The following is a 13,911-nucleotide window of genomic DNA, read 5'->3' as shown; positions in this document are numbered from 1 at the left end:
AGCCTAACCGGGATCGTTGGGCTCCCAGGAGTCCTCCCCCAGCAGCAGCCGCTCCAGCCCCGCCCGCCCCGGCAGCACACTGGGCCGCACCAGCTCGCCGCTGCGGACGTAGAGGAAGGCGGCGCTGACCTCGCTGGTCGGCAGCTGGTGGCGCTCGGCCCAGGCCAGTCGGTAGATCGCCAGCTGGAGCGGGTCGGCGTCCTGCCGGCGGGCCGTCTTCCAGTCGATCACCTCGAAGCGGGGGCCGGCCCCGCCGGGTCGCGCGGGCAGCCGGTAGACCGCGTCGATCCGGCCCCGGATCACCCGCCCGGCCAGCTGGAGCTGGAACGGGGCCTCGATCCGGTAGGGGCGGCGGTCCGCGTAGGGAGTGCGCTGGAACGCCTCCTTGAGCAGGGCCAGCTCGCGTTCGTCGCGGATCTCGGCGTCCTCCGCCGGATCGCCGCCGGGCAGCTCCTCCGGGCCCAACAGCGGCAGCGGGAGCGTCTCGAAACGGGACTGCACCCAGGCGTGGAACCGGGTGCCCCGGCGGGCGGCCGGCTGCGGCGGGCGGGGCATCGGGCGGGCCAGCTCGCGGGCGAAGCCCTCCGGGTCGGCGGCCAGCCGCTGCACCTGCGTCGCGGTCAGCGAGTACGGCAGCCGCACCTCCCGCACCCCGGCCCTGGCCTGCCGCAGCTCGCGCGCGAGCACGGTGAGGTCCCGGTCCCAGGAGGCGACGGCGCGCCGCTCCTCGGGCGACAGGGCCTCTTCCCCGGGCGACGGGGCCTCGGACGACGGATCCTCGGGCGACGGATCAGGCGGCAGAGCCCCGGACGGTGGCCCGGACGGCGGGTCCTCGTCCTCGGGCGACGGGGCCGGGGCCGCGCGGGGAGCGGGCGGGGTGTTGAGCCGGGCCAGCACCGCGCGGGCCGCCGCCCGCCGGCGGGCCAGCGCCGCCGGGTCCAGCGGCAGCGGCCAGGCGCGGGCTTCCGTCTCGGCCCGGGTCAACGCCGGGTTCTCCGCGTCCTCTTCCGGGGGGTCGGCCCAGCGCTCCACCTCGCCGTGGCTCGGGTCGGCCGCGCAGTGGTCGTGCAGCGCGGTGAGGAATGCGGAGGGGCCGCGCGGCTTCTTCTGGCTCGGGCCCCACCAGTGGCCGGAGCCCAGCAGCAGCCGGCGGGGCCGGGTGAACGCGACATAGCCCAGCCGCAGCTCCTCCAACTCCAGCTGCTCCGTCGTCGCTGCGCCGTACTCCCGCAGCCCGGCCGAGGTCCACTCGGGGGCCGGCGGCAGGGTGTCCGCGTCGCCGCGCAGCGGGTGCGGCAGCGCCCTGGGCTGGCGGAGCCAGGAGTCCCGCGCGCGGACGGCCGGGAAGACACCGGCGCACAGCCCGGGGAGCGCGACCACGTCCCACTCCAGGCCCTTGGCCTTGTGCGCGGTGAGCACCTGCACGGCGTTCTCCCCGCTGGGCAGCGAGCCGTCCAGGCCGCGGTCGTAGGACTCGGCGGCGCGCAGGAAGGCCAGGAAGGCGGGCAGGGTGGCCTCGCCGTGCACCGCGGTGCCGGCGCGGCCGGCGGCGAAGCCGGCCGCGACGTCGAGGAAGGCGCCGAGGGTCTCCCGGCGGCGGGCGGCCAGCGCCTGCGGCGAGGCGGCCAGCTCGACCTCAAGGCCGGTGACGTTGAGCACCCGGTGCAGCACGTCCATCAGCGGGTCGCCCAGCGCCCGGCGCAGCTCCCGCAGCTCGGCGGCGAGATGCGCGAACCGCACCCGGGCCGCCGGCGAGAACGGCAGCCGGTCGTCCGGCTCGCCGGCGCCGGCCTGGCCACCGCCCCCGCCGGCGCTGCCGACGAAGGTGTCCAGCGCGTCGGCGAGCGAGATCACCTCGGCCGGGTCCGTGCCGGCGACCGCCTCGGCCAGCCGGGCCAGCGCCGCCTCGTCCCCGGCCGCCGCCTCCCCCGCCGCCGGGGCGCGGCGCACCAGCAGCCGGGCGCGGCGGCCGAGCAGCGCCAGGTCGCGCGGGCCGATCCGCCAGCGCGGGCCGGACAGCAGCCGGACCAGGGCGGCGTTGGCCGTGGGGTCGGCCAGCACCTGGCAGACCGCGACCAGGTCGGCGACCTCGGGGAGGTGCAGCAGCCCGCCGAGGCCGACCACCTCGACCGGGATCTCGCGGGCCACCAGCTCGGCCTGGATCAGCGGGAAGTCGGCGGCGGTCCGGCAGAGCACGGCGATCTCGCCGGGCGCCGTGTCGGTGCGCACCAGGTGGGCGATGGAGTCGGCCAGCCAGGTCAGCTCCTCGCCGTGGGTGGGCAGCAGCGCGCAGCGGACCAGCCCGTCCCGCTCGGCGCCGGGCGCCGGGCGCAGCGGACGGACCGCCGGGTGCCGCGCGCGCAGCGGCGCGGCCAGCTCGTTGGCCAGGGCGAGCAGCCGGCCGCCGCTGCGGCGGTTCTGGCTGAGGGTGAGCACCCGGGCGGGGCGGCCGGCGCGGTCGGCGAAGTGCTCGGGAAAGTCGTCGAGGTTGGCCACCGAGGCGCCGCGCCAGCCGTAGATGGCCTGACAGGGGTCGCCGACGGCGGTCACCGGGTGGCCCGTGCCGCCGCCGAAGAGGCCGGCGAGCAGCACGCGTTGAGCGACCGAGGTGTCCTGGTACTCGTCGAGCAGCACCACCCCGAACTGCTCGCGCAGCAGCCGGCCCACCTCGGGGCGCCGCTCGGCTAGGGCGGCGGCCAGCGCGATCTGGTCCCCGAAGTCGACCAGGTCGCGGGCGCGCTTGCGGGCGCGGTACTCCTCGACCAAGTCGAGCAGCGCCTGCCGGCCGCCGGCGGCCTTCGGCACCTGGCGCAGCGCCGCGTTGCTCAGCCGGGCGCCGGCCAGCTCGGTGAGCAGCTCGCGGTCGAAGGCGCGCAGCCGCTCGGGCGTCACCAGGTGCTCGGCCAGCTCGCCGTCGAGCGCGACCAGGTCGCTGACCAGAGAGGTGAACCCGGCGTCCGGCGGCTCGAACTCGGCCGGCGCGCCGCGCAGCACCTCGGCGGCGAGCTGGAAGCGGCCGGCGTCGGCCAGCAGTCGGGAGGCCGGCTCGATGCCCAGCCGCAGGCCGTGCTCGGTCAACAGCCGGCCGGCGAAGGCGTGGTAGGTGGAGATGGTGGGCTCGCCCGTCTCGCTGGTGTCGATCCGCGCCCTGGCGAGCGCGGCCCGCACCCGCTCGGCCAGCTCGGCGGCGGCCTTGTTGGTGAACGTGAGGCCGAGCACCCGGTCCGGGGCGACCTGGCCGGTGCCGGCGAGCCAGACGACGCGGGCCGCCATCACCGTCGTCTTGCCGGAGCCGGCGCCGGCGACCACGGCCTGGGGGACCGGCGGCGCGGTGACGCACGCCAGCTGCTCTGGGGTGAACGGGACGCCGAGCAACTCGGCGAGCTGCTCGGGGCCGGTGAGTCGCACGGGCACCCGAGTGAGGGTAGTCGCCGCCACCGACAGACCGGGCGGAAACGTCCGCCGGTGGCCGCCCAGCCCGGCTCACTCCACGGTCTGGCGCCCCTCCGGGCGGGCCGCGCAGGAGGACTTGAAGGCGCAGGCGCCGCAGTGGTTCCCCGTGCGGGGGGTGAAGCGTTCGTCCAGCACCCGGCCGGCCGCCTCGGCCAGCAGTCCGCCGACCCAGTCCCCGCCGGGCTCCCCCGGGCCGGCCGCCTCGCCGGACCGGGCCGCGTCCGCGGGCAGCGGCTCCTGCCGCTGCACCGCCGGCAGCTCGTCGCCGCCGTCCCGCCGGGCCGCGCCCTGCCGCAGGTGGACCAGGGACGCGCCGGCCAGCTCGGCGTCCGGGCCGGCGAGCGACTCGTCGTGCCGCACGGCCAGTTGGTAGACGGCGAGCTGGGGGTGCCGCTCGACCTGCTCGGCGGTGGGCCGGCCCTTGCCGGTCTTGAAGTCGACCACGTAGGCCCGGCCCTCGGCGTCCCGCTCCACCCGGTCCAGCACGCCGCGGATCCGCACCTCGTGCCGCCCGGAGGGCAGGGTCACCTCGAACTCCCGCTCGCTGGCGACCGGTTCGGCACCGGACTCGGCGCGCAGCACGTGCCAGCGCAGGAAGCGTTCCAACGCGGCCCGCGCCTCGGCCTGCTCCCGGCGGGACTGCCAGGGCGCCTCGAAGGCCAACGCGTCCCAGACGGTGTCCAGCCGGGCCATCAGCACCGAGAGGTCGGCCGGGCTGGTGCCTGAGGCCACCTCGTCGGCCAGCACGTGGAGCACGTTGCCGAAGCCCTGGGCGGTGCTGGGCGGCCCCTCGGCGTGCACCTCGCGGCCCAGGAACCACTGCAGGGAGCACGTGTTGACCAGCTGGTCCAGGGCGCTGCCGGAGAGCGCGACGGGCCGCTCCGGGTCCCGCAGCGGCACCTCGGAGCGGGTGGGCTCGCGCAGCCCCCACCAGCGCTCCGGGTGCGCCGCCGGCGCCAGCGGGTGGCCGTCGTCGTCGGTGAGCGCGGCCAGCCTGGCCAGCCGGTCGGCCGCCGCGGCCCGCAGCGCGGGCGAGGCGGCCGGGTCGACCGTGGTGGCGCGCAGCTCGGCGACCAGCGCGGTCAGCGACAGCGGGCGCGGCGGCCGGCCGCTCACCTCGACCGGCTCCACGCCCAGTTCGCGCAGGAACCGGGAGGGCTGCTCGCCGTCGTCGGCGCCGCGCACCGCGGTGACCACCAGCCGGTCCCTGGCCCGGGTGGCCGCCACGTAGAACAGCCGCCGCTCCTCGGCCAGCAGCGCGCCGGGGCTGAGCGGCTCGGCCAGGCCGTCCCGGCCGATCCGGTCGGCCTCCAACAGCGAGCCGCGGCGCCGCAGGTCGGGCCAGCCGCCCTCCTGCACGCCGGCCACCACCACCAGCGACCACTCAAGCCCCTTGGCCCGGTGCGCCGTCATCAGCCGCACCGCGTCGGGGCGGGTGGGGCGTGCGCCGAGGGTGTCGGCCAGGATGTCGTGCGCCTCCAGCTCGGCCAGGAAGTTGAGCGCCCCCCGGCCGCCGATCCGCTCCTCGGCGCGCGCCGCCGCCTCGAACAGGGCGCAGACGGCGTCCAGGTCCCGGTCCGCGTTGCGCCCGACGGCGCCGCCGCGCCGGGCCGCGCGCTCCAGCCGCTGCGGCCACGTCGTGCCGTCCCAGAGCAGCCACAGCGCCTCCTCGGCGGTGCCGCCGCCGGCCAGCGCCTCCCGCGCCTTGCGCAGCAGTTGGCCCAGCCTGGCGGCGCCGCCCGCGTCCGCCGGGTCGTGGGTGAGCAGCCGCTCCGGCTCGGCCAGCGCGCGGGCGACCAGCACGTCGGACGGCGGCGGCGCGGCGGCGCCGGCCGCCCGCTCCTCCTCGCGCAGCGCCCGCCCCAGCCGGCGCAGGTCGGCCGCGTCCAGCCCGCCGAGCGGGGAGGTGAGCAGCCGGGCGGCCGTCTCCGGGTCGAGCGCGGCGCCGTCGCCCGGCTCGGCGACCGCCCGCAGCGCGGTCAGCAGCGGCGCGACCGCCGGCTCCTGGCGCAGCGGCAGGTCCTCGCCGTCCACCTCCAGCGGGACGCCGGCCGAGGTGAGGGCGCGGCGCACGGCGGGGATGGTGTGGTTGCCGGCCCGCACCAGCACCGCCATCTCGCCCCAGGGCAGCCCGTCCTCCAGGTGCGCGCGGCGCAGCAGGTCGGCGACGTTGGCCAACTCGGCGCCGGCCGAAGGGTAGGTGTACACCTCGACCCGGCCGCCCTCCCGGGTCGGCTCCGGCGCCCGGTGCTGGCGCACCACGGCGGCCGGCAGCCGGGCCAGCGGCAGCCGCGCGGCCAGCGTCCTGGTGGCGGCGAGCAGGGCGCCGCCGGAGCGGCGGGCGACCCGCAGCGCGCGCACCGGCGCGGGCGCCCCGCCGGCCGTGCGGAAGGTGTCGGGAAAGCCGAGGATGCCGTTCAGGTCGGCGCCCCGGAAGGCGTAGATCGACTGGTCGGGGTCGCCGAAGACGGTGAGGTCGCGGCCGTCGCCGGCGAGCGCCCGCAGGAGCGCGACCTGCGCCGGGTCGGTGTCCTGGTACTCGTCGACGAAGACCGCGTCGTAGCGGGCCCGGAGCGCGGGCGCGTGCTCGTCCGACTCGGCCAGCCGGACCGCGTCGCGCAGCAGCTCGGTGTAGTCGAGCACGCCCTGGGCCTGGGTCACGTCCAGGTACTCGGCGAGGAACTCGGCGGCCACCGCCCAGTCCTGCCGGCCGGTGCGGCGCGCGAACTCGCCCAGCGTCTCCGGGTCGAGGCCCAGCTCGCGGCTGCGGGCCAGCACCGCCCGCAGCTCGTCGGCGAAACCGCGGGTGGTCAGGCAGGCGCGCAGCTCGTCGGGCCAGGGCAGGCCGCGGCCGGCGCGGGCCAGCTCCTGGTCGCCGGCGAGCAGCTCGCGGAGGTAGAGGTCCTGTTCGGGCCCGGAGAGCAGACGCAGCGGCTCGGCGAACAACTCGCGGTCCTGGTGCGCGCGGACCAGCGCGTAGGCGAACGAGTGGAAGGTGGTGGCCTGCGGCGCGCGGCCGCCCAGCGTGGCGGTCAGCCGGTCCCGCAGCTCGACGGCCGCCTTGCGGCTGAAGGTCAGCACCAGCAGCCGCTCCGGGTCGGCGCCGGCCCGCACCCGGCGGGCGACGGCGGCCACCAGGGTGGTCGTCTTGCCCGTCCCCGGACCGGCGAGTACCAACAACGGGCCGCCCGGGTGGTCAACCACCGCGCGCTGGCTCGCGTCCACAGCGGTGTCGCGTGCGTCGACAACGGGGGTGCGCACCAGTCGGTACGCTCCCGGGGCGGGCGGCAGCCGGTCAGTGGACGGGACGGAGAGGCTCACGTGCATCGCGGATTCTCGTGGAGGTTGGGGTCGACGGTACGCCAGTCGGTGGGCGGGACGCTGGGGTTCCGCCGGACCGGGCGGCCGGCCGCGCCCCGGCTCACCGCGCGGGGCCGACCGGCCGCCAGGTCAGCGCGGGTCGGCCCAGCGGGCGTCCCGCAGGTCGACCCGGATCGTGCCCTCGGCCCAGCCGGGGCGGAGCGGGGTGCCCTCGGCGTGGTAGGCGGCGAGCGCCCGGCGCTCGTGGCCGGCGGCCGGGCGCCCGTCCGCGCGCACCACACGCCACCAGGGCACCGCGCCGCCGTACCTGGCCAGCACCGAGCCCACCTGCCGGGGGCCGCCCTGGCCCACCACGCCGGCGATGTCGCCGTAGGTCAGAACGCGGCCCTCGGGTATGCGTTCGACCACCGCCAGCACCGCGTCGGCGTGGTCGGTCAGGCGGTGGGCCGGCTCGTTCGCCGGCGCTGGAGTGGCGGGGACCATGCCGCCCATGGTGCCGTATCTCACGGAGCGCACCGCGCTGTCGGTGTCTCGTGCCAGTATCGTCCCCGTACCGGGGGGAGCTGGTCGGTGGTGGAAGTCGCTCCAGCGCGAGATCGTTTTCAGGGATGCGGCCAGTGATACGGGGCGAGGAAGAGCGAGCACAGCGGTCGGAGGAGGAGCCGGACGAGGCGCCGCCGCCGCTGGAGGCCCTGGCGGGCGCCGACCCGACCAGGAGTGACCTGGTCGAGGTGGACGACCCGATCCTCACCGCGCGGGTGCACCGGCCGGCCGACCTGCTCCGCACGCTGCTCGGGCTGACCGCCATCGGGGTGCTGATCGCGGTGGCGACGTTCGCCATCGGTACCACCGAGGGCATCGAGCGCGATGTTGACAAGGGGTCGGCGCAGGCGCCCTCGTTGCTGATCGAGTTCGCCGGCTTCGCCTCGGCGGTGGCGGTGCTGATCGTGCCGATGGCCTTCGCCATCGAGCGGCTGATACGCCGGGACGGACTGCGGATCGCGGACGGCGTGCTGGCCGCGGTGCTGGCGCACGGCGTCTCGCTCTCGTTCAGCCTGTGGGTCGCCCGGATGGCCCCGGAGCCGGTGCAGGAGGCACTGATCAGGGACGCGCCGGCGGGCGGCGGGCTGACCGATCCGGTGCACGGGTACCTGGCCCCGGTGATCGCCTACGCCACCGCGGTGGGCATGACGCACCGGCCTGGCTGGCGGCTGGTGATGTGGGCGGTGGTCACGCTGGACGCGTTGGCCGTGCTGGTCGCCGGGTACACCACGCCGTTCTCCATCGTGGTGACGGTGCTGCTCGGCTGGACCATCGCCTACGCCACGCTCTACGCGGTCGGCTCGCCCAACGTGCGGGCCACCGGGCACCAGTTGCTGGCGGGGCTGCGGCACGTGGGGTTCCGGCCGATCACGGCGCTGCGCGCCGAGGAGCCGGCCGGCCTCGACGAGCGGGAGCGCGGCGGTGGCAACACCCCGACCCGCCGCTACCTGGTGACGTTGGAGTCCGGGCCGCCGCTGGACGTGACGGTGGTGGACCGGGCGCAGCAGGCGCGTGGCTTCTTCTACCGCGCCTGGCGCCGGTTGGCGCTGCGCGGCATCACCCAGCGACGCAGCCTGCCGTCGCTGCGGCAGGCGTTGGAGCAGGAGGCGCTGCTGGCCTACGCGGCGATCGCGGCCGGGGCGAACGCGCCCAAGCTGATCGCCACCTCGGAGCTGGGCCCGGACGCGGTGATGCTGGTCTACGAGCACATCCCGGGCCGGGACCTGGACTCGCTGCCGGACGACGAGATCACCGACGCGCTGATGGAGACGGCCTGGCGGCAGGTCACCGCGCTCCAGTCGCGGCGGATCGCGCACCGGCGGCTGGACGGCCGGTCCCTGCTGGTGGACCGGGACGGCACGGTGTACCTCACCAGCCTGCGCGGCGGCGAGATCGCCGCCGGCGACCTGCTGCTGCGGATGGACGTGGCGCAGCTGTTGACCACCTTCGGGCTGCGGGTCGGCGCCGAGCGGGCGGTGGCGGCCGCGGTGACGGTGCTCGGCCCGGACGCGGTGGCCGACAGCCTGCCGCTGCTCCAGCCGATCGCGCTGAGCCGGGCCACCAGGTCGACGCTGCGGCAACTCGCCAGAGAGCGCTCGCAACGGGAGCGGGACGCGGTGCTGGACGCCACCCGCACCTACCGGGAGGCGCGCGGCAGCCTCCCGGAGCACGCGGACCGCAAGACGCTCCGGGCGGCCAAGCAGGCCGAGAAACAGGTGATGGAGGAGGCCCTGGAGAACGCCAGGGAGCCCGACCTGCTGGCGCTGATCCGGCAGCAGGTGCTGTTGATCCGGCCGGAGGCGCCGATAGAGCCCGCCCGGATCGAGCGGATCAGGCCGCGGACGTTGGTCAGCCTGATCGCGGCGGTCTTCGCCGGGTACTTCCTGATCAGCCAGTTGATCAACCCGGAGTTCCAGCGGGTGTGGGACGGCGCCAACTGGGGCTGGGTGATCGTCGCCGCGGTCTTCTCGGCGCTCAGCTACTTCGCCGCCGCGGTCAGCCTGCTGGGCTTCGTGCCGGAGAAGGTCAACTACCTGCGCACGGTGGTGGCGCAGGTGGCGGGGTCCTTCGTGAAGCTGGTGGCGCCGGCGGCCATCGGCGGCGCGGCGCTCAACGCCAGGTTCCTGCAACGGCAGGGCCTGCGGCCCGGGCACGCGGTGGCCAGCGTGGGCGCCTCGCAGCTGTTCGGGCTCGGCAGCCACGTGCTGCTGCTGTTGACCTTCGGGTATCTCACCGGCACGGAGCACACGCCCAACCTGCCCGCCTCCCGCACGGTGATCGCCGGGCTGCTGACGCTGGCGGTGGTGGCGTTGATCGTGACGGCGGTGCCCAGCCTGCGCAAGATGATCGTGGAGCGGGTGCGGACGCTGTTCGCCGGGGTGGTGCCCCGGATGCTGGACGTGGTGCAGCGGCCGAAGAAGCTGGTCGCCGGCATCGGCGGCATGCTGCTGATGACGATGGCGTTCGTGATGTGTCTGGACGCCTCGCTGCGGGCCTTCGGCTGGGAGCTCAGCTACCCGACGATCGCCGTGGTCTTCCTGGCGGGGAACGCGCTGGGCTCGGCGGCGCCGACGCCCGGCGGCATGGGGGCGATCGAGGTGACGCTGAGCGCGGGCCTGGTGGCCTTCGGCGTCCCACAGGAGGTGGCGGTGGGCTCGGTGCTGCTCTTCCGGTTGATGACCTTCTGGCTGCCGGTGCTGCCCGGCTGGCTGTCGTTCACCCACCTCACCCGCAAGGAAGCCATCTAGCGGGCCGAGACGGCCCGCGCCACCGACCGGCGTCCTCCTCGCATCTGCGGCGGGTGGGCGCCGGTTACCCTTGTGGATGCGACCCGAATGGCCGTACCGTCCCGCGTATGCGTTTCTACAGCATGGGCCGGGCGGCCCGGCTTCTCGGGGTCAGCGCGGACACGGTGCGGCGCTGGGCGGACGCCGGCCGGCTGCCGACCAGCCGGGACGGGTCCGGCCGGCGGCTGGTGGCCGGCGCCGAGCTGGCCGCGTTCGCCGTGGAGTTGGGCGCCGAGTCGCCGCCGGGCGGCGACCAGGGGGCGCCGTACACCAGCGCCAGGAACGCCTTCCCCGGGATCGTCACCCGGGTCACCCTCGGCGACGTGGCCGCCCAGGTCGAGATCCAGGCCGGGCCGCACCGGCTGGTCTCGCTGCTCACCCGGGAGGCCGTCGAGGAGCTGGGCCTGGCCGTGGGCGAGGAGGCGGTGGCCCGGGTGAAGGCCACCAGCGTGCACATCGACCGGCCGGGCGGCGACCGGTGACCGGCGCCCGCGTCCGCCGGTGGCCGGCCCGGCCGCTGGCCGCGCTGCTGGCCACGCTCGCCGGACTCGGCGCGCTGGCCGGCTGCGGCGGCACGGACGACTCCGCCGGGGGTGAGGCGGAGGTCTCCCTCACGGTGCTCGCCGCCGCCTCGCTCACCGACGTCTTCGAGACGGCCGGCGCCGCCTACGAGGACGAACACCCGGGCACCACCGTGCGGTTCTCCTTCGCCGGCTCCCAGGAGCTGGTGGCCCAGCTGCACGGCGGGGCGCCCGGCGACGTGCTGGTCACCGCCGACCCGGAGACGATGGCCGACGCGGCCGAGCTGACCGGCGAGCCGGAGCTGATCGCCAGGAACGAGCTGACCATCGTCACCCCGCCCGACAACCCGGCGGGGGTCACCGGGCTGGCCGACCTCGCGGATCCGGCGCTGCGGCTGGTGCTGGCCGCGCCCGAGGTGCCGGCCGGCCGCTACGGCCAGGAGCTGCTGGCCTCCGCCGGGGTGGTGGCCGAGCCGGTCTCCCAGGAGCCGAGCGTCCGCGCGGTGTTGGGCAAGGTGCAGCTGGGCGAGGCGGACGCCGGGCTGGTGTACGCCACGGACGCCGTGGTGGCCGGGGACCAGGTGCGGGTGGTGCCGATCCCGGCCGAGCTGAACGTGACGGCCGCCTACCCGGCGGCCGCCCTGGCGGACGCGGCGCACCCGGAGGCGGCGGCGGAGTTCGTCGACTGGCTGACCGGCGGGACGGCCCAGGAGCTGCTGGCCGAGGCCGGGTTCCGCGCCCCGTGAGCCGACGCCCGCCGCTGCTGCTGGCGCTGCCGGCCCTGGTGGCGGTGGCCTTCCTGGCGGTGCCGCTGCTCGGGGTGCTGGTCGACGCGCCCTGGGGGTCGCTCGGGCGGCGGCTGACCGAGCCGGCGGTCACCGAGGCGCTGCGCCTGTCGCTGCTGGTCTCCGGCTGGTCGCTGCTGCTGTCGCTGCTCTTCGGGGTGCCGCTGGCCTGGCTGTTGGCGCGGGTCGACTTCCCCGGCCGGACGCTGCTGCGCTGCCTGGTGATCCTGCCCATGGTGCTGCCGCCGACGGTGGCCGGCGTCGCCCTGGCCCAGGGGTTCGGCCGCCGGGGGCTGCTCGGCGAGCCGCTCGAACGGCTCGGCCTGGCCTTCTCGTTCACCCTGCCGGGCGCCGTGCTGGCGGCGACCTTCGTGGCGCTGCCGTTCCTGGTCATCAGCCTGGAGGGGGCGCTGACCGGGCTGGACCCGCACTTCGAGGAGGCGGCGGCCACCATGGGCGCCGGCCCGCTGCGCACCCTGTGGCTGGTGACGCTGCCGATGCTGGGCCCGGCGCTGGCCGCCGGGGCGGCGCTCAGCTGGGCGCGGGCGCTGGGCGAGTTCGGGGCGACCATCACCTTCGCCGGCAACCTGCCGGGCGAGACCCAGACGCTGCCGCTCAAGGTCTACCTGCTGCTACAGGGCGACCCGGCGGGCGCCACCGCCGTCTCGCTGCTGCTGCTGGTGGTGGCCGCCGGCGTGCTGGTCGCGCTGCGCGGGCGCTGGGTCGGCGTGCTCCGCCCGGGCGGCTGACCGCGGCCGGTCCGGCTGGCCCCGGGGCCCGCGGCCTCACCCGGTTGCCGGCCGCCCGGGTGCGGCCCGGGACGACCGGTACCGACGATGGAGCGGTCGGAGCGAACCGTTGGGAGCCGCCTGATGACCCGAGGCCACCTGCTCGTACCCGCGCTGCTGACCACCGGCGCGCTGGTCGGCGGCTGTACCGGCGCCAGCGCCGAGCCCGAACGGCCGGCGCCGGCCGCGGCCCCGGCCGCCGCCACGGACACCGACGACCTGCCCGACCGGTTCACCGAGCAGGAGCTGAACTGGGCGGACTGCCCGGCGCCGGACAGCGCCCAGGGCGACGACGGCACCTCCCCGACCCCACTGCCGGACGGCGCCGACTGGGAGTGCGCGACCCTGACCGCGCCGTTGGACTACACCGACCCGGACGGCGAGACCATCGACCTGGCGATGGTCCGAGCCCGGAGCGAGGCGAGCGGCGAGGACCGGATCGGCTCGCTGCTCTTCAACTTCGGCGGCCCCGGCGGCTCCGGCGTGGTCACCCTGCCGGCCTTCGGCCAGGACTACGCCGACCTGCGCGAGTCCTACGACCTGGTGAGCTTCGACCCGCGCGGGGTCGGCGCCAGCGAGGGCGTGCGCTGCCTGGACGACGAGCAGCTGGACGAGTACTTCGCCGGCGACCCGGCGCCCCGGGACCGGGACGAGGAACGGGCCTTCCTGGAGCGGCTGTCCGCGTTCGCCGAGGGCTGCGACGAGCGTTCCGGCGCCCTGCTCCCCCACCTGACCACCACCGCCACCGCCCGCGACCTGGACCTGATGCGGCAGGTGCTGGGCGACGCCCGGCTCCACTACTTCGGGATCTCCTACGGCACCGAACTCGGCGGGGTCTACGCCCACCTCTTTCCCCAGCGGGTCGGCCGGGCCGTCTTCGACGCGGTGGTCGACCCGTCGGGCAGCAGCGAGGAGGGCGCCAAGGGCCAGGCGCGGGGTTTCCAACTCGCCCTGGACGCCTATCTGGAGCAGTGCGCGGAGAGCGAGGACTGCCCGCTGGGCCAGGACCCGGACGAGGCGGAGGACCGGCTGACCGAGCTGCTGTCCGACCTGCGCGCTGACCCCATGCCGACCAGGGACCCGGACGACCGGCCGCTGACCGAGGCGCTGGCCTGGGGCGGCATCGCCCAGTCGCTGTACTCGGAGGACTTCTGGCCCTACCTCACCCAGGGCCTGGACGACGCGCTCGCCGACGTCCCGGACGGCACCGTGCTGCTGGCCCTGGGCGACGCGATGAACGGCCGCAACCCGGACGGCAGTTACACCTCGCTCCAGTCGGCGCTCACCGCGATCAACTGCGCCGACTCCAACCGCCGCTACGACGTGGACGACGTGCACGACGCGCTGGACGACTTCGAGGACGCCTCCGAGGTGTTCGGCCCGGCGATGGCCTGGGGCCTGCTCACCTGCTCGGCCTGGCCGGTGGACGGCGCCGCCGAGCACCCGGACGTCTCCGCCGATGGCGCCGCGCCGATCCTGCTGATCGGCACCACCGGCGACCCGGCCACCCCGTACGAGGGCACCGAGCGGATGGCCGACGCGCTCGGCGACGACGTGGCGGTGCGGCTGACCTACGAGGGCGAGGGGCACGGCGCCTACAACAGCGGCGACTCCTGCGTGCGGGACGCCACCAACACCTACCTGCTGACCGGCGAACTGCCCGAGGACGGCACCACCTGCGACTGACCGGGCGAGCGGCGTGACCGGCCGGCCG

At 76.5% G+C, this 13,911-nt stretch carries 7 protein-coding genes and 1 pseudogene; 5 read left to right on the top strand and 3 right to left on the bottom strand.

What is annotated here, in order from left to right; translation table 11 throughout:
- Window positions 1-3 precede the first annotated feature (3 nt).
- The 3 genes from RM844_RS04190 to RM844_RS04180 all read right to left on the bottom strand — a co-directional run bounded on the left by RM844_RS04190 (window position 4) and on the right by RM844_RS04180 (window position 7,290).
- Window positions 4-3,414, bottom strand: a complete 3,411-nt coding sequence (locus RM844_RS04190) for an ATP-dependent DNA helicase (RefSeq protein WP_311664852.1) — start codon at window positions 3,412-3,414, stop codon at window positions 4-6.
- 69 nt (window positions 3,415-3,483) lie between these two features.
- Window positions 3,484-6,780 carry an ATP-dependent helicase gene (locus RM844_RS04185; protein ID WP_311664850.1) on the bottom strand — a complete coding sequence of 1,099 codons (3,297 nt, stop codon included), beginning with the start codon at window positions 6,778-6,780 and terminating at the stop codon, window positions 3,484-3,486.
- Window positions 6,781-6,903: 123 nt separating this feature from the next.
- Window positions 6,904-7,290 (bottom strand): MGMT family protein, encoded by a 387-nt coding sequence (locus RM844_RS04180; protein ID WP_394814431.1) that lies wholly within the window; start codon window positions 7,288-7,290, stop codon window positions 6,904-6,906.
- A gap of 92 nt (window positions 7,291-7,382) precedes the next feature.
- Between RM844_RS04180 and RM844_RS04175 the strand changes: the two genes are divergently transcribed.
- The 5 genes and pseudogenes from RM844_RS04175 (at window position 7,383) to RM844_RS04155 (ending at window position 13,883) form a co-directional block, all read left to right on the top strand.
- A complete protein-coding gene (locus RM844_RS04175) occupies window positions 7,383-10,064 on the top strand; it encodes a flippase-like domain-containing protein (protein WP_394814429.1) in 2,682 nt (893 codons plus the stop codon).
- 107 nt (window positions 10,065-10,171) lie between these two features.
- Window positions 10,172-10,585, top strand: a complete 414-nt coding sequence (locus RM844_RS04170) for a TOBE domain-containing protein (RefSeq protein ID WP_311664848.1) — start codon at window positions 10,172-10,174, stop codon at window positions 10,583-10,585.
- Window positions 10,582-11,370 (top strand): molybdate ABC transporter substrate-binding protein, encoded by a 789-nt coding sequence (gene modA / locus RM844_RS04165; RefSeq protein ID WP_311664846.1) that lies wholly within the window; start codon window positions 10,582-10,584, stop codon window positions 11,368-11,370. Before RM844_RS04170 ends, modA begins: the two co-directional genes overlap by 4 nt.
- Window positions 11,367-12,137, top strand: a pseudogene (locus tag RM844_RS04160) (ABC transporter permease); the annotation flags it as partial. The gene modA and the pseudogene RM844_RS04160, both read left to right, overlap by 4 nt.
- A 144-nt stretch (window positions 12,138-12,281) precedes the next feature.
- Window positions 12,282-13,883, top strand: coding sequence for an alpha/beta hydrolase (locus tag RM844_RS04155; protein ID WP_311664844.1), 1,602 nt, complete (start codon window positions 12,282-12,284; stop codon window positions 13,881-13,883).
- Window positions 13,884-13,911: the final 28 nt, after the last annotated feature.

The sequence above is a fragment of the Streptomyces chisholmiae genome, from assembly GCF_031845445.1.
Lineage (GTDB): Bacteria > Actinomycetota > Actinomycetes > Streptomycetales > Streptomycetaceae > Streptomyces > Streptomyces chisholmiae.
Note: the sequence above shows the minus strand (reverse complement) of the source record. Positions and strands in the feature narration are given on the sequence as shown.

Coding starts and splice junctions, on each gene's coding strand:
- RM844_RS04170 (WP_311664848.1), top strand. CDS start 10,172: ATGCGTTTCTACAGCATGGGCCGGGCGGCCCGGCTTCTCGGGGTCAGC.
- RM844_RS04185 (WP_311664850.1), bottom strand. CDS start 6,780: ATGCACGTGAGCCTCTCCGTCCCGTCCACTGACCGGCTGCCGCCCGCC.
- RM844_RS04155 (WP_311664844.1), top strand. CDS start 12,282: ATGACCCGAGGCCACCTGCTCGTACCCGCGCTGCTGACCACCGGCGCG.
- RM844_RS04175 (WP_394814429.1), top strand. CDS start 7,383: ATGCGGCCAGTGATACGGGGCGAGGAAGAGCGAGCACAGCGGTCGGAG.